The organism is Myxococcales bacterium (assembly GCA_016706225.1).
In the GTDB taxonomy this organism is placed as follows: Bacteria; Myxococcota_A; Polyangia; order Polyangiales; family Polyangiaceae; genus JADJKB01.
In genome coordinates this window covers 188,282-208,666 of sequence record JADJKB010000008.1, presented here as the reverse complement: position 1 = coordinate 208,666, position 20,385 = coordinate 188,282, and the positions used below count along the sequence as shown (strand labels likewise).

Genomic DNA, 20,385 nt, shown 5'->3' with positions numbered 1-20,385 from the left:
GCAGGTTCGACGCGAATTGCAAAGCATGGCCCGGCGGCGCATGATGCCTCGCCCCGACGGCGTGTGCCAGCGAATGCCGAAGCGCGAGCTGACCCGAGAATACGAACCGAATCCTGCGCTCCGCGCGCTGTACAAGCGGTTCTTCGATCGCATCCAGGTGGATGACGCCTGGGTACAGGGTGTGCGCAGCCTGGCCTCGGAAGGCAGCGTCGTTTACGTGCTGCGCAGCCTCAATTTCATCGACTTTCTCGCGCTGGACCACCTGACCAAGCGCTTCGCGCTACCACAGATCCGCTTCGCCCAGGATCTCGGCCTGTGGATCCTCAACCCGATGGGCAAGGGTTGGCTCAACGCCATCTTCCCGCGCCGGGACCTCAAACCATCCGACGAGCTCGCCGACGCGCTCACCCGCGGGGGCTCCGCGCTGCTGTTCCTGAAACGTCCCCCCGGTGTGCTCGACGTGGCGGCCGGCGGCAGCCACGGCCGCGGACTGACCGAGGGCGACGATCTCGTCCGCACCCTGATGCGCGTGCAGCGCGAGCGCGAGCGGCCCATCCTGCTCGTGCCGCAGGTCTTCGTCTGGAGCAAAGAGCCAGACACGCGGGGCACGGGTTCCTTCGACTTCGTGCTCGGCCCCCGCGAGTGGCCGAGTCCCATGCGCACCGTCGGGCAGTTCCTCTACAACTACAAACACGTCGCGCTGAAATCCGGCGCACCGCTGGACCTCGCCGCTTTCTTACGCGACGCGAACGCGCCCAGCGAAGAGGTCGCCGTTCGCCGCATCACCTACGCCATGCTCGGCCGACTCGAGCGCGAGCGTCGCAGCGTCACCGGCCCGGCGGAGAAATCCCCGGATCGCGTGCGCATGGAGATCCTGCGTTCACCCCGGCTGCGCACCATCATCCGAGATCTGGCCGGCGAAAAACGCAGCGACCGCTACGTGATCACGGCGCGAGCGCTGGGCATGCTGCGCGAGCTTCAGGCCACGCCCGACATGGCCGCCATCAAGGCGCTCGAGGCCATCTTCGTCCGGGTGTTCCACCGCATCTACGCCGGCATCGAGTACGAAAAGAGTGAGATCGAACGCATCCGCGACGCGGCCAAACAGGGTTCGCTGGTGCTCTTGCCCAGCCACAAGAGCCACATCGACTATCTGATCTTGAGCTACGTCTTCAACGAGTCGAACCTGCAACTGCCGCTGATCGCCGCCGGCGAAAACCTCAACTTCTTCCCGATCGGCGCCATCTTCCGCCGCAGCGGCGCGTTCTTCATTCGGCGCTCGTTCAAGGGCGACAAACTCTACACCGCGGTCGTCGACGCCTACATCCGGCGCCTGATCCGCGATGGTTATCCGATCGAGCTATTCCTCGAAGGCGGGCGCAGCCGCACCGGCAAGCTGCTCTCCCCCAAGTTCGGGCTGCTCAACATGATCGTCGATTCTGCGCTGGCGGTACCCCAGCGCACGACCTACTTCGTACCGGTCAGCATCGGCTACGAGCGCATCATCGAGTCGAGCAGCTACGTCGACGAGATGGCCGGTGGCGAGAAGAAGAAAGAAGACGCCACCGATCTGCTGCGCACCCCCGAGGTGCTGCGCCACCGCTACGGGCGGATCAACCTGCAGTTCGGCCAGATCTTGTCGCTCTCGGAGATCGCCCGGGAGCTCGGCACCGAGCTAGGAAGCATCAGCTCGCCGGCGAAACGCCGAGCGCTGGTGACCCGGCTCGGCAATCGCGTGATGGACGAGATCAACCAGGTCACGGCCGTGACGCCCGGCGCCCTCACTTCCATGGCGCTGCTCTGCCACCCGCGGCGCGGCATGGCCTTCACCGACCTCGTCGACCGCTCGCGCCAACTGCTGAGCGTGCTGCTCGCGGTCGGCGCTCGCGCCACGGCCACCGCCGTCACGCCGTCGGGCACACTGCGCGCCGAGGCCATCCGCGAGGCCGCGCAGATGTACGCCGACGCCGAGCTCGTGGACGTACACACACCGCTCGGCGAGGGTGTGAAGGAGAAACGCTCGCGGGCCATCGAGGACGAATCGATCCTGACCCCGGTCGAAAAAAAGCGCCTGGTGCTCGACAACTCCAAGAACATCATCATCCACTTCTTCGTGGAGCGCTCCCTGGTGGCGGTGGCGGCGCGAGTCCCGCCGGGGCCCCGCGTCGACGAGGACACCTTGCGCGAGCGAGTGCGTGCGCTCTCGCGCATGTTCAAGCACGAGTTCCGCTTCCGCGCCGACGCTCCCTTCGACGCGATCTTCGACGAGACGCTGCTCGCCATGCAGGAAGACGGCGCCCTCAGCCGCGACGCCTCCGGCGCGCTCGGGCCGGGCGCGGGCAGTGGCGGCTGGTCGGGCCCGGAGTGGCTCGAGCTCTACGCCTCGCTGGTGACGAATTTCTTCGAGGGTTATCGCGTCGCCGCCCGCGGCCTTGCACTGCTCTTGAAGGGTCCTGCCACCGAGAAAGACCTGGTAAAAAAGAGCCTGGCGCTCGGTAATCGCATGTTCTTCGCGGGCGAGCTGTCGCGACGCGAGTCGGTCAGCAAGCCGCTCGTCGAAAACGCGGTGCGCTCATTCCTGGACCAGGGTTACCTCCATAAACACGACGGCAAGCTGCAGCTCACCGACACCTTCGCCGCGCAGCAGGCGGTCGCCACCATCGAGAGCAAGATCGCGCTCTACCTGGGTGAGGACTCCGAGTGAGGCGCGCGCTTCCGTTCATCGTGGCGTGTGTCGCCACCACCGGCTGCATGGGCATCCCGACTCCCCTCGCGCCGAACCTCGACGGTTCGATGGGAGTGCCACACGCCGGAATGCAGCGTGGCGCCAAGCAGCTGCCCGTCCGGGGCGAAGGCTTCGTCCGCCTGAGGCGGACCAGTGACAACTACTGGGGCAACCCACGACTGGTGCAGAGCATCTCGGCCGCTGCCCGGACAGTGAAACAGACCCTGCCGGGCGGTGAGCCCCTGGTCGTCGGGGATCTCTCCGCGCGCCACGGCGCAAAGATCCCCGGACACCGCTCGCATCGCACCGGGCGCGACGTAGATCTGCTGTTCTTCGTCACCACGCCGTCCGGCGCCCCGGTCCCGAGCCCGGGCTTCGTCAAGGTGGGCACTGACGGGCTCGCACAGGTGGAAGGCGACCACTTCGTCCACTTCGACGTCGAGCGCAACTGGCTGCTCATCCGCACGCTGGTGGCTTCGAAGGACGCACAGGTCCAGTGGTTGTTCGCCAGCCGCGGCGTGGAGGCGCTGCTCATCGACTACGCCCGCGCACGGGGAGAGCCGCTCGAGCTCGTGTGGCGCGCCGAGACCCTGCTGCTCGAGCCCGGCGACTCGAGTCCCCACGACGACCACGTGCACGTTCGCCTCGCCTGCACCGCCGCTGAAGAGGTCGACGGCTGTGAGGGCGGCGGTCCCCGCTGGCCGTGGCTCGAGCCCTCGCTGAGCTTGCCGGAGCTCGATGCGCAATCGCTCCGCGCCATCGCCCAGGACGACCCGTTCGGGGTGACTCCGGCTGCGGAAGGCGCCGCCGCGCCGGGCGGCGATGTCTGAACCGCGACGGCGCGCGCAGCGCGGAGTGCTGCTCGCGGGGGACTGCCTCGCCCTGGTGCCGACGCTGGTCACTCGCCCGTCCGATCAGTTCGATCTGATCTACGTCGACCCGCCCTTCAACACGGGCGTCGCCCACAAAGCCCGAAACCAGCGCGGAGCACGCGTGGCAGGGAACACGGCGTACTCCGACGCCTGGGGCGGGCTCGACGCATTTCTCGGCATGCTCGAGCCGAGGCTGGCGGCGTTTCGCGAGGTCCTCGCGCTAACCGGGAGCCTGTGGCTGCACCTCGATCATCGCGGGGTGCACGACGCCAAGGTGCTCGCCGACCGAGTCTTCGGGCGCCCGGCGTTTCGCGGTGAGATCGTGTGGGTGCCCGGCAACGGCGCCCGCGGCCGCCGCGGCCCGAGCGTCACGCACCAGACGATCTTGGTCTATGCCCGCGGCAAGGACATGCGCTGGAACGCCTCTGACCCGCTCTTGCGCGAGCCATTCGCGAAGACCAGCCTGAGCATGCATTTCTCGAACCTCGACGCGGACGGTCGCGCGTTTCGTGAGCGCACGCTCGGCGGCAAGACCTACCGTTATTACGCAGACGAGGGTCGGCGCCTCGGCAGCGTGTGGAGTGACTGCCCTGCGATGCGCGCCAACACCCCGCTCGATCCGGAGGCCACCGGCTACCCGACGCAGAAACCCGAACGCTTGCTGGAGCGCATCGTCCGGGCAACGACCGACGAAGAAAGCCGCGTGCTCGATCCCATGTGCGGCAGCGGCACCACGTTGGCAGTCGCGGAGCGCCTGGGGCGACGCTGGGTCGGCGTCGATCAGAGCCCGATCGCGATCAAAGTGGCGAGCGCACGCTTGGGACTCTGAGGCGCCCGCCTTCCGATCCAGACTCAGACCTTCGGCCGCGAGCTCGAGCTCCGCCGCGGCAGATCCTTCGCGATGCGAAAGCTCAGGCCCGTACCACGGGTGAGGGCGTACAAGCCGCCGCGCGACGCCGCGCGAGCCCAGCTCGCGTCTCCGCTCCAGAGCCCCGAGCGCACCATGCGGAAACCGGACTCCCCGCGGCCGGTGCTCGGGTCAGGCTCCACCTCCCGGTCGAGGTCCGACGCGGACTTCTCGCCGTGGATGTCGCCGACCCACTCCCGCATCCCGCCGGCCATGTCACGCACACCGTACGGGGACACGTCCTTCGCAAACGACCCCACGGGTTCTGGCTGCTGCAAGAACGGCCGCGAATCGCGCATCTTGCAGAACGTTGCGTCGAAGCGATCACCCCAAGGAAAAAAGCGCCCGTCCACACCGCGGGCTGCCTTTTCCCACTCGACCTCCGTCGGCAGCCGAATCGGCGCGCCGAGCCGCGTCGCGAGCCATCGGCAGTACGCGCGGGCGTCGAACCAGTCCACCAAATGCACGGGGACTTTCCACAGGTGCCCGTCCGCCGGTGGAAACATCTTGAGGGCCTCTCCCTCGATGATGCTCTCGGAGTTTGGCTCGAACCTTCCATCGTGGCCGCGTTGCACGACCATGCCTTCGGAACCCCGCATGTCGTGCGGCGCCCGCCGGAGCGCGAGTTCCAGGTCGGTCGCCGCGAGATCGTCCAGGTAGTCGCAGTAGTCCCGGAGCGTCACCGGAAACTCCGCGATGGCAAAATCCGCCACCGCCACGTCGCGCCGCTGCAGTGGATCGATGGCATCCGGATCTCCTCCGAGCGGGGCGGTGCCGCCGGGGACATGGATGAACCCCGTACCGATTTCGTCGTCGCGATACAGCGTGACGTAGGCGTCGTGGCGTCCGCCCCTTCCGAGCGACACTGGGTAACGCACATCGCGAAAACCGGGAGCCTTGAGCACGACCAGGTAACTGCCCGGCTCGAGCCGGACGTCCGAGAAGGGCGTCCGCCCGAGAAAACGCTCGGGCCCGGCGACCTGAACCCGGTCTTGCTCGACGTAGCGCTGCGCGAATACCTGGGCACCCGGCGGGTTCGAGCTCAGGTCCAGCCGCGCGTCCGCGCGGATCAACGCACCGAACTGCCCGCTGTCGTGCTCGAGCACCAGGGCCTCGTAGTAGATCTGCGCGGCGGGGCGGCGTTCGCGTTCCGCGGATACGGCGCGGGACCAGTACAGCCCCGCCAACCCAGCGTGCGCGGGCCCGCACTCCGAGTCGTAGCCCAGTGCCTTGGTGTAGAGCTCGATGGCTTGAGCCAGCGCCAGGGCTCCTTCGCGGTCGGCCTCGGCCACGCGATCTTCGATACGCCACGCGGCGCGCTTCTTCTCCACGGACTCCCAGCTCGGGATGTCCTTGGCCACATCCCTCGCCACCGCGCTGAGCTGTCGCTGTTCGGTCTCCAGCTCCTGAAAGCGCCGCACGGGTTCGGCCGCCTGCTCACACAGCTTGAGCGCCTCTTCGCGTCGCCGCTCGCGCTCCTTCGCACCCTCGAGGAACTCCTCCACCCGCTCCGCCACCAGGTGTGCGGTCTTCGGGCGATCACCCGGCGCCGTCAGCATCAAGTGCAGGCACAGGTCTTCGAGCAGGAGTGGGCAATTGCTCACGATCTGCCGGGGCGGGACTGCGCCCTTTTCGTACGTCGCGATCAGTGTCTTGGCATCCGCCGCAAAACCAAACGGGTGTTTGCCGGTGAGGATCTCGTAGAGGATCACCCCGAGCGCGAAGAGATCACTGCGCTGGTCGACCTCACTCCAATGCCCGAGGGCAACCTCGGGCGCGAGGTAACCCGGGGTGCCGCCGGTGGGCGATCCGAACGCCGGCGGCGGTTGGGAGCCCTTCAGCTGTTGGCGCACGGCGCTGTCCCGGTGCACCTTCGCGAGGCCCCAGTCGGCCAAATAGACTTCGCCGAAATCGCCGAGCAAGATGTTGTCCGGCTTGATGTCGCCGTGAAGCACACCACGAGCATGGGCATAAGCCAGCGCTCGGCACACTTGAACGAACGCGCCCAGCAGGCGAACCATCGGCCACTGCTCGCGCAACACGGGTCGATCCAGGACGTCGCCGAGCGACTGCTTCTTGACGACGCGCATCGTGTAGTAGGGTTTGTCTGCTTCGAGCGCGCCCAGGTCGTAGACCGGCACGATGTTCGGGTGCTCGAGCTGGGCCGTGATGCGCGCTTCCTGAAGGAAGCGCCGGATCATCGGCCGATCCGGCTCCGGGTTCTGCATCGTCTTCAGCGCGACGATGCGCCCGATCTCGCGGTCGAGCGCCGCGACGACCTTGCCCATGCCCCCGCTGCCCAGGGTCTCTACCGGTGAGTAGCGCGGACCTTCGAAGCGGCCGGGCAGCTTGCTGATCTCTCGACTCGACGGTCCCGTGCCGAGCTCAGCGCTCGCCGACGCCCGGCTCTCCATCCCGCGCACCGTGTGGCGCTCCGATGGGGCCGGCGGTGCCAGCTCCGGGAAGGCTTGCAAGGTAGCGATCGGGGCGCGCTCGGCCTGTTCGGTCAGCGCGACGACTCGGTCTTTGGGCAACGCTGCGGCGAACACCTTCTCCGCCGGCGCGTCGGGATCCGACGCCCGCGCAATCTCCCAGAGCTCCTCCGGGCTCATGAGCCCACGGGCGAGCGCCTCGATGGCGAGCTCACGGGCGTTCTTGAGCTTCATCGCCGTCGAGGTTATCACCAGCGCACAAAAACCAGGAGGCCCGCTCGTGAGCGGGCCTCGAGGTCATGCCGATACGTCGGCGCCTACTGCGCGCTGCAGAGCACCGGCCGCAGCGACAGGATTGTCGCCGGCTCCTGCGTCTCGTCCACCGAGCCATCGCGCACCAGATCCACGCAGCACTGCTTGCGCGCCATGTTGCGGAGCACCGCGTCCGTGGCGTGCTGGCGAGCTGGCCCTTCGGGCACCTTGTCGATGATCACGTTGTACACCTTGATCAGGTTGTTGCACGGATTCGGGGGATAGAGCGGGCCACCAATCCCATGCAAGTGCAACGTTGCCAGGACGCGCCGGTAATATCCCGGGGGAGTCTGGGGGGGACCGTCCGGGTAGCCGAGCAAAAGGTTCGTCTTCTCGACGAAGTCTTGCATGCGCACCTTGCCGCTCTTGGGTGGTGCCGAGCTGCCGACCCCTGCCAGGGTGAGCACACAAACAGCGGCGAGAGTGCTGGTCAGCTTCTTGGTCGGCATGGTCGGTGTCGTCTCCGTTGATGACTGCGTGTTGAGCGGCGAGATCGCCTGATACTATGAAGAACTCTACGGTATTTTCGCGGTCCTCGTCAAACGCTTCTCCAGCCCAGCGCCCTCACGAGTCGAGGTTCTGCCGGTCGCGCCCTGGCGCACACGTTCACTCACTCCGACGCGGCAGCGCGTTGCATGTGCGGAGGCAGAACCTGCTCGCCTACACGTGCGGCCGGTGTGTGCGACGTGCGCCAGCGGTCTGCCGCAGGCCGGAGTTCACAGCTTCATTTCGCGCAAATCTGCCGCAAGCTCGAGCTTCGGCTCGGTCTTCTGCTGCACGTCTTCTGCGCTGACCCCAGGTGCGAGCTCCACCAGCACCAGCTTGTCGTCGCGCACGTCGAGCACACACAGGTCGGTGATGACGCGGTGCACGACGCCCTTGCCAGTGAGGGGCAGCGCGCACTGGTTCAGGATCTTCGGTGAGCCGTTCTTGGCCGCGTGATCCATGATCACGACCACGCGCTTGGCGCCGTGCACCAGATCCATGGCCCCGCCCATGCCCTTCACCATTTTGCCGGGGATCATCCAGTTGGCGAGATCGCCGTCCTTGCTGACCTCCATCGCGCCCAAGATGGCCAGATCGACGTGGCCACCGCGGATCATCGCAAAGCTGGTGGCGCTGTCGAAGATGCTCGAGCCCGGCAGCATCGTCACCGTCTCTTTGCCGGCGTTGATCAGATCCGCGTCCTCTTCACCCTCGAGCGGGTACGGGCCGATGCCGAGCAGCCCATTTTCACTCTGCAGCATCACCTCGACGCCGGCCGGAATGTAGTTGGCGACCAACGTCGGCATGCCGATGCCGAGGTTCACGTAGTAGCCGTCCCGGAGCTCCTGGGCGGCGCGCTGTGCAATCTGTTCTCGCGTCAGCATCTTCTGGCTCCTCAGCTCGCTTGGCGGGTAGTCCGGCGTTCGATGCGTTTTTCGTGGGCGCCGTTGCCGACGACCACACGCTGCACGAAGACCCCGGGGGTGTGAACGTCGTTCGGATCCAGCTGCCCGACCTCGACCAGCTCTTCCACTTCGGCGATGGTGATCTTGCCGGCCATCGCCACCAGCGGGTTGAAGTTCTGCGCCGTGAGCCGGTAACACAGGTTGCCGTAGCGATCGGCCTTCCACGCCTTTACGATGGCAAAGTCGCCGACGATGCCGCGCTCCATGACGAACATGCGACCGTCGAACTCGCGGGTCTCCTTGCCTTCGGCCACCTTGGTGCCAAAGCCGGCGGGCGTGTAGAACGCAGGGATGCCGGCGCCGCCGGCCCGCAGTCGCTCCGCGAGGGTGCCCTGCGGCACCAGCTCGACCTCGAGCTCACCCGACAAGAACTGCCGTTCGAACTCCTTGTTCTCGCCGACGTAGCTCGAGACCATGCGTCTGATCTGTTTGTTGTCGAGCAGGATGCCGAGCCCGAACCCGTCCACGCCACAGTTGTTGCTGACGAAGGTCAGGTTCTTGGAGCCCTTTTCCCGGAGGGCCGCGATGGCCAGCTCCGGAATGCCACACAACCGAAACCACCGGCCAGCACTGTGGCTCCGTCCCCGATGTCGGCTACCGCGTCGCGCGCGCTCTTCACTACCTTGTCCATGGCGCGGGCTGGCGTACCACCACCCGTGCGTGAGCGGAAGACACGAGGGCAGACGCCGGCGAATTCGCGTCAGCCAGGGAAGCCCAGCGCGCGGCGCTGCGCCGGACGCGAGCGGGTGTCGCCTCGGCGCCAGAGCAGTCCGTCCAGCACGTAGTGGGTTGCCTGCGGCAACGCCAGGAGCGGAACGATCAACGCCGCGCCAACCGAGCCCAGCGTGAGCCCACCCGTATCGAACAGCCAGGCGCGCTCGTGCCAGATCAGTTTGTCCCAGGCCAGCTCCTCGATGAAGCCGAGCAAGAGCAGGAGACCCAGGAACGCACCCACACCGCCCGCGACAATCTGCGAGCCCAGGAGCTCCGGCTTTTCGGCCCTGCGTGCCCGGGCATAGGCATAGAGCAGCGCGAAGTACGGCACGCCGTGCACGATCACGTTGGTCACGGTGAACTCGAAGTCGCTGTTGGTGTGCACGATGCCGAACCACCACACCGCCGCGGTCGAGAGCACGACCACGGTCTTGCCCAGGTGGAAGACGCCGGTCGTCCACGCGAGCAGCAGCTGGCGCAGACAGAACACGACGAGCAGGCCCATCCAGAGCCAGCGCGCCGCCGGCAAGACGCTGGCGGCGGTCGCGCCGAGATCGATGAAGTCGCCCTTCACGAACCAAGCGAAATCCGTCGTGGCCACCCGCGAGTGCCACACGAGCGTCGGGTAGAGCGTCGCCGCGTAGACGGCCGCGTCGTCGATGTAGCGATCGACGGCGCTGCGCTGCGCGGCGCGCGCACGGTAGACGGCGACCCACCCGGCCTGCTGGCGGATGAAATGGAAGAGCGCCATGTACGCGAGCACTCGCCAGAAGAGCTGCGGCCCCTGGGCATACAGCGCCACGCCCGCGGCCCAGGCGCCGAGCGGGATCAGGCTGTAGCGCGCGCGGTGCCGGCGGAGCTCGTCGCGATCCAGGTAAGTGCGAAACAAGGTCGACCACACGTGGGCCACGTCGACCGCAACGACGAACACCAGCCAGCCCCACTCCGGGAGCGGCCCCGGGGCCACACCGAGAGAGCGCGCCAGGGCAACGACGCCGAACGCCAACAAGGCGCTGCCGCCGAAGAGTCCGAGATCGGCGGTTGGGCTCCACAAGAAGGGCCCGGGCGAGAGGCCGCGTGCGGCCGGGTTTCGGATCGCGGCGCTCAATTCAGTCTCGCCTCCCGCATTCAGCTCGGAAGCTGCCCTCGAAACCCCGCGCAAGCGTCGACAGTCGCATCGGTCCGCTCCTCTATTAGCGCGATGATCTGGGGCGCGACACGGCCGACGACCCCAGATTTTGCGAGCTTCCGTTACGGCAGCTCAACAACGGAACTTCCACGCCCGAACCTACGGATCCATGCATTTCGCGTACTTGACACCGGTCATCTCCAGTCAACCGGGTAGATTTGCGGACGCTTTGTCTATTGTGATGTGGCCGAGACCGCAGTATGCCTCCGCGCTGTCTACTAGTGGTAGACGGCTTGCGGTTGGCAGCTGGGCCCGCCGCGCGATGGAGGCAGGGATTAAATGAAACCAACGTTCTTGGGTTTGGAGAAGGTGCGGATTCTCGCCGCGCTCTCCGTTGCGGGCACCATGGCCCTCGGTGGCGCGGCCACCGGTTGCGGCGATGACGGCGGCTCTTCGACGACGAAGAAGCCGGATGCTGGCACCGGCGGCACGGGCGTAGGCGGCACGGGCGGCGGCGGCACGGGCGGCGGCGGCACCGGCGGCGGCGGCACGGGCGGCATTGCCGGCTCGGGCGGCGGCGGCACGGGCGGCATCGCTGGCTCGGGCGGCGTGGCTGGCTCGGGCGGCGTGGCCGGCTCGGGCGGCGGCGGCACAGGCGGCACGGGCGGCACGCAGAACAATCCCTGCGCGACCCCGACCATGGCTCCTGTCGGCGGTACGTATCCAAACCCGCAGAGCGTCGTCATCTCGACGACCACCGCGGGCGCGACCATCTACTACACGACGGACGGGACGAACCCGAACCAGAACAGCGTGGTTTACAGCTCGGCCATCGCGGTGACCAACACCAGCGCGCCGACCACGATCCGCGCCATGTGTAACGCTCCGGGCTTCACGGACTCCGTGGTTGCCTTCGAGACGTACACGATCACGCCGCCGGTAGGTACCGACGTCGTAGCGCCCACGCCCAACCCGGCGGCCGGAACGCAGAACAACGACTTCCTGTTGTCGCTGACCACGACCACGGGCGGCGCGACCATCTGCTTCACGCTCGACGGCTCGACCCCGACGTGCAGCAACGGCGTCTGCCAGGGCACGGCCCAGACCTACAACTCGCAGACTCAGGTGCCGATCAACGGCAGCGTCACCAATGCGGCCACGGGTGAAGTGACCGTGAACGCAGTTGCTTGCAAGGGCACTGCCAAAGACGGCGTGATGCCGGCGCAGAAGTACACGCTGCAGGTCGAGACCCCGCAGCTGAACGGACCGCCCCCGGGCCAGTACGACTTCGACACCACGAGCACGGCGTACAACCCGCTGCTCTCGTCGGCGACCACCGGCGCGGTGACGGCTCGCTTCACCACGACCCCGGCCACGCCGCCGTCGTGCACCAGCGGCACGCTCGTCAACCTCGGCGCCAACCTCCCGGTCAACTGGGCGTTCGCCAGCACCACCGGCGCCAAGACCTGGCTCTTCGCCGCCTGCAAGGCTGGTTACAAGGGCTCGGCGATCTACACCGCCGACTACAGCTGGAAGCTGGTTGCCCCGACGCAGACCCCGAATGGCGCGTCGTACAACAGCGTCCAGTCCGTGGTCATTGGCAACTCGGCCAACGCCGGCGCAGGAACCCCCTGGACCTGCACCACGGCAGACGGCACGACCCCGGCTTGTGGAGCAACCCAAGGCGCGTGCACCGGCACCGCTGGCAGCCCGATGACGGTCAACAAGACCGGCACCGTGCTGAAGAGCATCGCCTGCAGCCTCAAGTACGTGGCTTCGGACGTGACGACCAGCCCGGCGTACACGCTGCAGCTCGACCCGCTGAAGTTCACCCCGCCGACCGGCACCCCGGTCAACTCGGGCACCGGCAACATCTCGGTCAACATCACGCAGAGCAGCACGGGCAAGGCCTACAGCTTCATCTGCTACTCCAAGACCGCGGCCGTGCCGGACTGCACCTGCACCGCCTCGGGTCTGACCAAGGTGGCCGGCAACGCAGCCAACGGCATCGTCATGACGCCCGGCACGCTGTCCGCCATTGGTTGTGACGACGGCACGGGCGGAACGAACTTCCTCTCGTCCCCCGGCAGCGCCGCCTACCAGGCCGCGTCCGTCATGGCCGCTCCGGTGATCACGCCGGGCACGAGCACCCAGAACGACTGGGTGGACGTGACCATCGCGAACTCGGACACGGCTCGCACCGCCAAGCTCTGCTACACGACGGACGGCACTGATCCGTCGGTCACGGCAGCATGCGCGGCGAACAACGCGGCCACGACCTGCACGGCCGCTGTCGCCGTGTCGCCGGGCCCGGGCAACAGCCTGGTGTTCAACGACCTGGTCAAGGCCACCAACGTGAGCGTGAAGGCGAAGGCCTGTGATCCGGGCGCGGTCAAGACCATCTCGGCCACGACCACGGCGACGTACGTCCTCAAGGTGGCGACCCCGACCCTGACGACCGGCTCGCCGGCCCCGGGTTCGGTACCGATCGGCTCCAGCATCGCCTGGCAGTCCGCCACGGTTCAGGCAACCCCGGTCCAGTTCTACTGGACGAACAACGGCACCAACCCGGACTGCCTGGGTGGTGGCAATGGGATGCTCGGAACCGGGTACCACATGGTCGACCCGACCAAGACGACGATCAAGGTCATCGCGTGCTCGCCACAGATGACGCCGTCGGACGTCGCCACGTTCACCTACTCGTACTTCTTGCAGGCTCCGGTCATTCTTCCGGTTGGCGGGACGTACAACGACTACGTCTCTGGCACGGTGCAGAACGCTCCGACCAGCACCATCCAGAACAACGACCACCCGGCGTACCACGGTACGAACACGAACTTCTTCTGCTACACCTTCGACGGCACCACTCCGACGTGCACGCCGACGGCCTGCGGATTTGGTTCGACCATCGTCGGCTGCGGAGGCGGTGGAGGTTGCACGACGTTCATCCCGGTCTCTGCAACTCTGAAGATGGTCACCTGCAGCAACAACGGCCTGCCGGCCTCGGCACTGTCCAGCGAGACGTACAACCTCCAGGTTGGACCCATCACGCTGGCACCCGATCCGGCAACGACATACAACGCACCGCAGGCCGTGACCGCGACGGTAACCCCAGCGCCGATCGCCGGTGGTGGATACACCCTGTGTCACAAGGAAGGTGCTGCCAGCATTCCGCCTCAGCCGAACTTCTGTGGAGCCGCCAACCTGATGACCTACCTGGGCACCGGTTGGAGCTGCACGGACTACGGCACCGGTGGAGCCAAGCCCGTCGCCAACCTGAACGTCACGACCGACGTCTCGGTCGTCGCGTGCAAACCGGGCATGACCTGGTCGACCCTGCAGAAGACCTACTCGTTCAACCCCTACGCTCACACCATCACCATCGATGGTGCGAACGACTTCACCGCAGCCGCTGAGGCGCTCAGCACCGCTGGTGCTGGCTTCACCAGCTACCTGTCGTGGAATGCCACCAGCATCTTCTACGGGTACAAGGGCTTCACGTTCGGTTCGACCCAGACCGTCGACATGTACTTCGGCGTGACGGGCACCACCACCGATGACGGACCAGCGCGCGCGGGTGTCGTACACCAGTCGCTCTACCATCTGGTGTGGGTGGTCAACACCGGCACTGCGAAGATCCGCAAGTGGTCGGGCAGCGCTTGGGCAGACGACGCGACCGTTCCGGTCACGCTCGGCTACACGGGCGGCACCAGCGACTACGTGGAGTTCTCGTTCTCCCGAGCCGCAATCGGCAATCCGACCGTGTTGTGGATGGCAGGTGGCGTGCAGAACGCCGCGGCGAGCGCCTACGTTTCGACGTGGCCGAACGCCTCGGCGAACTGGTCTGATTCGTACTTCGTCGAGCTGCTCGGTGCAGCTGTGCCGAATTCGTCTCAGGCTCTCTGAGCTGACAACCTGAGTAAGTAAGTCGTCGCAGGGAGCGTGGCTCGAGAGAGTCATGCTCCCTGAGACGCGTCTGGGGTTCTGAAAACGCGGGGGGAGCGGGCCGCCGGAGCGGGCCGCGGCGGCGGGAGCGGCGGAGCCCCGAGCCGAGGCCGGCGCGGAAACGTCGAGGCGAGCCAGCTCATCCGGTAGAGCATGCCGGAGAGGCGACTCCCGAGCGCGGTCACGCGCGCGACGTCGGCCGCGGAGCACCCGCCGGTGGCCGCGGCGAGCTCGACACTTGCGACGCGCTCACCGCACTCGCCCCTAGCGATGGCGTACACGCGAGCCTTATCAGCGCGAGACGTTCGCCCGGCCCCTTCGGCAACGTTTCGTGCACAGCTCTTGGCGGCCCGCCGCGCCTCGCGCCGGTCATCTGCATCCGAGATGCGGATCTCGAACACGAGCCGCACGAGCTCAGCCGCGAGGTGCCAAGCCAACAGTCGGTGCCACACTCCCTCCGCCGAACATCGCTCGCGTCCCCGCCCAAGCTCATTCCCAAGAGCGCTGCACGCACCAGCGCCAGCGCAGCTGGCACGCGCATGCCAGCGACTCACCAACCGCGATCGCGTTCACAAACCGGCACCCCGCCCCCGCTCCCGCTCGTGCCCCCGCTCCGATTCTTCCTGCCCCTGCTCAACGCATCGACTCGAACGTCCGCCCCTGCGCAAGCAGCACCTCTTCCGCCGCCCGGATCCCATGGTCCTGCGCCTCCTCGAACAGGCCCACCCCCGACAGATCCGAGTGCGCGAAGTGCAGCCGGCCCATCGGCTCGGCCGCCTTCCTGCGCTCCGGGCCCCAGATGAACCCCGGACGCGGGCGCACCATGGCGTGGCCCCAGCGCCAGACGTCGATGCGTTCGATGGCCTCGGAGAGCCCGTCGTGCGCGGGCTCGAGCTCCCGCATCACCTCGGCGCAGAACGCCGGGTGCTCCATGCCGAGCAGGCGCTCTCGCGCCACACGTGGCTCATGGTCCACGAGCGGCTGGTAATACGTGAACACCGTGGGCCCGTGGTCCTCGAGGCGCTGGTGTGTCGCGACGACATACCCCAGCGAGGCCCCTCCATAGATCACGTTGTCCCAAGCCGTGCCGTCCCCGGGACTCTTCGGGCGGCGACGGAGGTGTAGATTCGCCACCCACCAGGCGCCGTACTCGAACGCGCCCAGATGCGCGGGCGGACTCTCGCGGAACGGCCTGAGCACTCGCGCCACGACGAACTTCGGCAGCGCCAAGATCACGTGTTCTGCCACGACGCGGCGCAGTCTGCCGGCGCCCACGTCGAAGACCGAAAGCTCGACCTCACTCTCACCCGGCACCACGTCCGCCACCAGCTGTCCGGTGGAGAGGCGCGAACCGACGACTCCCGCCAGATGCCGCACGATGCGGCCGTTGCCTTCCGGCCACGCGATGAACGGTGCGCTCTCGACCCGGGCGGCCGGCACCCGGGAGCAGAAGTAGAACAGCATCGCCCACGCGCTCGTGTCCGCGAGGGACAACCCATAGTCGTCGCGACAAGCGTACTCGACCCACCAGCGCAAGATCGCGCCGGTCAGGCCGCGATCGGCCAGCCAGCGCTCGGCGCTCAGTTTGTCGAGCGCCGTCACCTCCGCGTCATCGCTCGACTGCCGCAGCGGCAATGCAAACGCACGCCGACCCCGCGCGTCGCGGAACCTCACCCAGCGCGCGATCTCTTGCTGGAAGCGCTCGAGCTCCGCTAGATCCTCGGGCGAAGCAATGGCGCTCGGGTACAGGCCCTCGTACCAGCGGCCCTCCACGAACACACGCTCCTCGGGCTCGCGCACCAGGAGCTCCTCCCGTCCCCGGGGCTCACCGTCGGGCCCACGGGCGTCGAGCGCTCCCATCTCGTCGAGCAGCGCGACGAGCGCACGATTGGCGCTCGTGGGGACCGGAACGTAGTGAGCGCCCCACGGGTGTGGGACAACACCGTCGGTTCCGTAGGTGCTGGTGCCCCCCGGTTGGGACTCGAGCTCGAGCACCACGTAGTCCTTGAGCCCGGCGCGCTCGAGCCGCCAGGCGGCCGAGAGCCCGCTCGGTCCCGAGCCGACGACGGCAACCTTCACCCGCTGGCTCTCGCCCGTGGCGCGCTCGACGCTCGCCTCGCGCAGACGATGCCCGACGTTCGCGCTGCCACCCACGATCGCACCGGGGATCTCCCGCGGCGAACGCCGACAGCTCGCCGTCGCGATCGGCGCACCGACGCACAGGGCCAGCCACTGCCTGCGGGAAACACTCACGCCGTGCCAGCCATAGCGCGGACGCCAGCCGCGGTCACTCGAGCTCGCGCGGTCACAGACAGCAGAACGTGACCGGCTCCGTCGGCGCCGCGCTGCCGGTCACTTGTCCGCCGGAAGCTGGACAGGTCGCGCCACTGACCGTCGCCGTGAGCTTCGCGCCCCGGGTATCCGCCGGGAATCCTGCACAACCGCCGGACTGGGTCGTCGGGTCGTTGCTCGCGAGCACACAGGCGTTCGCCGTCACGGTCTGCTCGTTGGTGACACAGGCGTCGGTGTAGATTTTCAAGCTGGGGTTGGAGCACGTCCCGCTCGACGCGCTGCCGCAGGCGCAGGCGTCGCAGTCGCGGTTGTCCGTGAAGTTCAAGTAGCTGAGCTTCTTCTGCGAGTACGCGCCGCTAGGACATGCGACATCGCCGGTTTTGTAGACACACAGCCCGGTACCAAACGGAGCCTTGGGTTTGGGCAGGCAGGCGCCCGTGGTGCCGCAGCCTTTACCCGCCCCCGACGCGTCCCCGCAGGCGCGCACGGCCTTGTCCCAGGTCGGAGCAACGATGTTCTTCGTGCCGGTGGTCTTGGGGCTGCACGTACCCCCGCTGACCTGCAGGTTCTTGAAGTTCACGCTCGTGGGTTTGTAGGTGCCGGCGTCGTCAGCCCCGTGGCAGAGCGAGTAGGTGACGCACTGGCCGCTGCTCGAGACCAAGGCCGTCGGTGCGTAGGGTGGGCTCGTGCTGGTGGTCCAGAAATTCCCTTGGCATGCCGTGTCGTCGTACATGAAGAGGTCAGCCGTGCACTGCGCGCCCGTCGCGGGATCACACGCGCACGTCGGACAAGTGGCAGCGCCCGCCTTGATGGTCGAGTTCGCGTTCTGTTTGATCGTCGGGTAGCCGCCGGACTGCAGGCAGTCCGGTGCCGGCGCCGCGCCCTCGAACATCGCGACCGGACCCACCCAGCCGGTGGGCAAGGACGGTGCACAGGTGAAGCCGGCCTGGCAGTCCGTGTCTTCGCAGTCGATCTTCCCGTCGCCGTCGTCGTCCACTCCGTTGGTGCAGTTCTCCGGGCCACCCCCGCCGCCGGTGCCGCCCGTACCACCACCGCCGGTCGCGCCCACACCCGTACCGCCGGTCGCGCCCACACCCGTACCGCCGGTCGCGCCCACACCCGTACCGCCGGTCGCGCCCGCGCCAGCAATTCCGCCCGTGGCACCGACGCTGCTACCGCCCGTCGCGCCGACTCCCGCGACCCCGCCAGTCCCGTAGAACTGACCGTCTTCGACGAAAGTGAACTCCGGAAAACCGCAGCTGGCGACGAGCAAGCCCGCAGCCGAGAGCGTGAGCCGCCTCCCCCACTCAGAACGCACCGACAAAGTTCACTCCTTTGAGGTCTGGCCCCGGCAGCACGTTGAGCTGAACGCGAGCGGCAGTTTTGGGTTTCTCGGCGGAGCCTCCTCCGCTCAAGAGCAGCACCGCCGCAACACCGATCCCCACGACGCCGACGCCGAGCCCGACATTGGTCAAGAGCGCATAGCGTTTGCCGTCATCAGCCAGGCTCTGCTTCGACTGCGGACAGGTGCCGTCAGGGCGGCAGAAGTCCTCCAGCTGGCTCTGAGAATCCTTCTTCTTCGTGTAGAAATAGCCGGCTCCCGCCAGCCCGAGCACACCAACACCACCGATGATGTAAGGCAGCGCACCCTTGCCCCGCTTCTCGATCTTCACCGGCGCCACCTGGTCGGGTTTCTCATCCGGCTTCGGCTCGTCCGGCGGGGCGGGCTTTGGGTTGAAGTCGTCCGGCGGCACCAGCTCGAGCTCCTTGCTCTCGCCCTCGGCCAGAGTGACGGTCATCTCGAACTGACTGCCACCCACCTTGGCGACGACCCGATGGGGGCCCGGATCCGTCGAGACCTCCTTGCCCACCTGGGCCTCGCCGAGCGCAACGCCATCGAGCTCGACCTTGGCGGATTCCGCCCCCTTGCCCCGGATGATCGTCAGCTTCGGGACTCGCGCTTCGAGCTCGGTCTTGGCTTTCGTGATCTCGCCCAGCTCCTTGGCTTTCGCCTCCTGAGCTTCGTACTCGGCGATGCGATATTCGCCCAACGCCTCGTTCAAGCGGCCCAGGTGCTCCTTGCAGCGCCCGATGTGATAACGCACGGCCGGCGTGGTCTTGACCTTGCCGACCTCTTGAAACTTCGAGAGCGCACTCGCCCAATCGCCGGCGGCCTCCAGGCTCACTCCCTCCTTGAAGAGGGTGCGTGCCTTGGCGAGCTCCGCCGGGCTCTGGGCAAACGCCACGGCCGGGTGCAGCGTCGAGCTGCCGAGCGCCAGGCATACGGCCAATACTGTGGGGGTCAGCGCAGAGCCCAAGCGTCGAAGTCGCATCCTCTCAACCTTCCTTGGGGAGTCTAGCACCGCTTTCACCCTTGCCGCCCCGCCTATTGGGCCGGCGGCGGGCGTGTCGAAGGACGTGCGTGCCTCGGGGCTAGCCGTTCGGCCTCCGCAATCAGCCTCGAGTAGGCGTCAAAACGCTCCGGAACCTCTCTTCGCGGCACGCCCGCGCGGCCCGGCATCGGCGTCGCAGCCCGCGTGGGGCCCACCCCACCGGTGAACGACGCCACGCTCGAGATGCGGTGGGCTCGATCGACCCGCACACCGGTGGTGGCGGCGAGGTAGTCCACCAGGCGATCGAGGTCCTGCGCTCCGCCGGCCGCATCGCCGAGAATGGAGAAATCGAAGGCCCTCGCATCGATGCGTGCGGCCCACTGAACCGTGGCAAAGTGCAGATCCGCAGCAGCGAACGCATCGACCTGCATGGCGCTCGCTTCGCGGAGCACGTCGCCCCCCACGCCCGGCACCACCGCCCGAAACGCGGCGCTGGATCCGCTGCGGCCGCCGACCTGTACCTCTCCGCGGACGATGGCGAGGAGGGCGCGATGTGGGATGGGCATCGAGCGCTCCGAGAGGTGCAGGACCAGGTCACTCTCCCGGACCTCGAGGGCCTTGAGCGGGACGAACACGCGGTCCGGATCCGCCGCGACGCTTGCATCGACCGCGGCCACCCGGAAGCCCTGCCCACCCAGGTTGCGCGCCAGCTCATCGGCCTCCCCGCGGTTGCCGATGGCTCGGACGACGCCCCAGGAGTCCGGTTTCAGCTTGGTCCGGAGATCGTAGGGCAGGAGCCCGGTCGCCTGAGCCAGGCGGCCGTACTCTTCGTCCGTACCCCCGAAAGGAGGGCCAATCAGCACAAGCATGGGTTCCCCGAGGCCCCAGATGTTACAGGGCCTGGCTCGGGAGGCCGAAAAACCGGGGCATCGACGGGCTGTGGTCGCAAAAATCCCAGGGTTCGTGATACACGGAGACGGTGTAGGGCTCCTCCGAGCCCCGAGCCCGACCGAGGGAGAGGCAACGCGACATGGACATCAATTGGGCCCCATTCGTGAAAGCGCTGGTCGCTTCGATCGTCTATTCGCTGATCGGCATCGTCATGTTCGGGATCAGCTTCTTGGTCATCAAGCTGGTCACACCGTTCTCGATCCGCAAAGAGATCGAAGAGGATCAGAACACCGCCCTCGGGATCCTCATCGGCGCCGTGATTCTCGGGCTCAGCATCATCATCGCTTCCGCCATCGGCGGCTGAGGCGGCAGCGCTCGCAGC

At 67.3% G+C, this 20,385-nt stretch carries 14 protein-coding genes and 1 pseudogene; 5 read left to right on the top strand and 10 right to left on the bottom strand.

Going from position 1 to position 20,385, the window contains the following annotated elements; translation table 11 throughout:
* Nucleotides 1–40: 40 nt before the first annotated feature.
* Genes IPI67_14985 through IPI67_14975 form a run of 3 tightly spaced genes read left to right on the top strand, consistent with a single transcriptional unit; the run spans nucleotide 41 to nucleotide 4,426 of the window.
* The gene (locus tag IPI67_14985) at nucleotides 41–2,704 is read left to right on the top strand and encodes a 1-acyl-sn-glycerol-3-phosphate acyltransferase (protein MBK7581500.1); all 2,664 of its coding nucleotides are present in this window, start codon (nucleotides 41–43) and stop codon (nucleotides 2,702–2,704) included.
* Nucleotides 2,701–3,555, top strand: a complete 855-nt coding sequence (locus tag IPI67_14980; protein ID MBK7581499.1) for a penicillin-insensitive murein endopeptidase — start codon at nucleotides 2,701–2,703, stop codon at nucleotides 3,553–3,555. Before IPI67_14985 ends, IPI67_14980 begins: the two co-directional genes overlap by 4 nt.
* Nucleotides 3,548–4,426: a site-specific DNA-methyltransferase gene (locus IPI67_14975; GenBank protein MBK7581498.1), complete on the top strand. Its 879-nt coding sequence runs from the start codon at nucleotides 3,548–3,550 to the stop codon at nucleotides 4,424–4,426. Before IPI67_14980 ends, IPI67_14975 begins: the two co-directional genes overlap by 8 nt.
* A gap of 23 nt (nucleotides 4,427–4,449) precedes the next feature.
* On the opposite strand, the gene IPI67_14970 is transcribed toward IPI67_14975, so the two are convergent.
* From IPI67_14970 to IPI67_14950, 5 genes and pseudogenes are all read right to left on the bottom strand, one after another.
* Entirely contained in the window at nucleotides 4,450–7,170 is a 2,721-nt protein-coding gene (locus IPI67_14970) for an SUMF1/EgtB/PvdO family nonheme iron enzyme (protein ID MBK7581497.1), read from the bottom strand.
* Nucleotides 7,171–7,253: 83 nt separating this feature from the next.
* Nucleotides 7,254–7,697: a hypothetical protein gene (locus tag IPI67_14965; GenBank protein ID MBK7581496.1), complete on the bottom strand. Its 444-nt coding sequence runs from the start codon at nucleotides 7,695–7,697 to the stop codon at nucleotides 7,254–7,256.
* A 267-nt stretch (nucleotides 7,698–7,964) separates the two neighbouring features.
* Complete coding sequence (locus tag IPI67_14960; GenBank protein MBK7581495.1) at nucleotides 7,965–8,618, bottom strand: CoA transferase subunit B; 654 nt, start codon at nucleotides 8,616–8,618, stop codon at nucleotides 7,965–7,967.
* A gap of 11 nt (nucleotides 8,619–8,629) precedes the next feature.
* A pseudogene (locus IPI67_14955) lies at nucleotides 8,630–9,330 on the bottom strand (CoA transferase subunit A).
* Nucleotides 9,331–9,399: 69 nt separating this feature from the next.
* A complete protein-coding gene (locus tag IPI67_14950; GenBank protein ID MBK7581494.1) occupies nucleotides 9,400–10,521 on the bottom strand; it encodes a hypothetical protein in 1,122 nt (373 codons plus the stop codon).
* Between the two features lie 360 nt (nucleotides 10,522–10,881).
* Here IPI67_14950 and IPI67_14945 point away from each other — a divergent pair, with 360 nt between their 5' ends.
* Complete coding sequence (locus IPI67_14945; GenBank protein MBK7581493.1) at nucleotides 10,882–14,448, top strand: chitobiase/beta-hexosaminidase C-terminal domain-containing protein; 3,567 nt, start codon at nucleotides 10,882–10,884, stop codon at nucleotides 14,446–14,448.
* Nucleotides 14,449–14,498: 50 nt separating this feature from the next.
* On the opposite strand, the gene IPI67_14940 is transcribed toward IPI67_14945, so the two are convergent.
* The 5 genes from IPI67_14940 to IPI67_14920 all read right to left on the bottom strand — a co-directional run bounded on the left by IPI67_14940 (nucleotide 14,499) and on the right by IPI67_14920 (nucleotide 19,981).
* A complete protein-coding gene (locus tag IPI67_14940) occupies nucleotides 14,499–14,924 on the bottom strand; it encodes a four helix bundle protein (GenBank protein ID MBK7581492.1) in 426 nt (141 codons plus the stop codon).
* Between the two features lie 196 nt (nucleotides 14,925–15,120).
* Complete coding sequence (locus IPI67_14935; GenBank protein ID MBK7581491.1) at nucleotides 15,121–16,566, bottom strand: FAD-dependent oxidoreductase; 1,446 nt, start codon at nucleotides 16,564–16,566, stop codon at nucleotides 15,121–15,123.
* A 226-nt stretch (nucleotides 16,567–16,792) separates the two neighbouring features.
* Nucleotides 16,793–18,103 carry a hypothetical protein gene (locus IPI67_14930; protein MBK7581490.1) on the bottom strand — a complete coding sequence of 437 codons (1,311 nt, stop codon included), beginning with the start codon at nucleotides 18,101–18,103 and terminating at the stop codon, nucleotides 16,793–16,795.
* The gene (locus IPI67_14925; protein MBK7581489.1) at nucleotides 18,087–19,112 is read right to left on the bottom strand and encodes a hypothetical protein; all 1,026 of its coding nucleotides are present in this window, start codon (nucleotides 19,110–19,112) and stop codon (nucleotides 18,087–18,089) included. Before IPI67_14925 ends, IPI67_14930 begins: the two co-directional genes overlap by 17 nt.
* 53 nt (nucleotides 19,113–19,165) lie before the next feature.
* Complete coding sequence (locus tag IPI67_14920; GenBank protein ID MBK7581488.1) at nucleotides 19,166–19,981, bottom strand: hypothetical protein; 816 nt, start codon at nucleotides 19,979–19,981, stop codon at nucleotides 19,166–19,168.
* Between the two features lie 161 nt (nucleotides 19,982–20,142).
* Here IPI67_14920 and IPI67_14915 point away from each other — a divergent pair, with 161 nt between their 5' ends.
* Nucleotides 20,143–20,367, top strand: a complete 225-nt coding sequence (locus IPI67_14915; GenBank protein ID MBK7581487.1) for a DUF350 domain-containing protein — start codon at nucleotides 20,143–20,145, stop codon at nucleotides 20,365–20,367.
* Nucleotides 20,368–20,385: the final 18 nt, after the last annotated feature.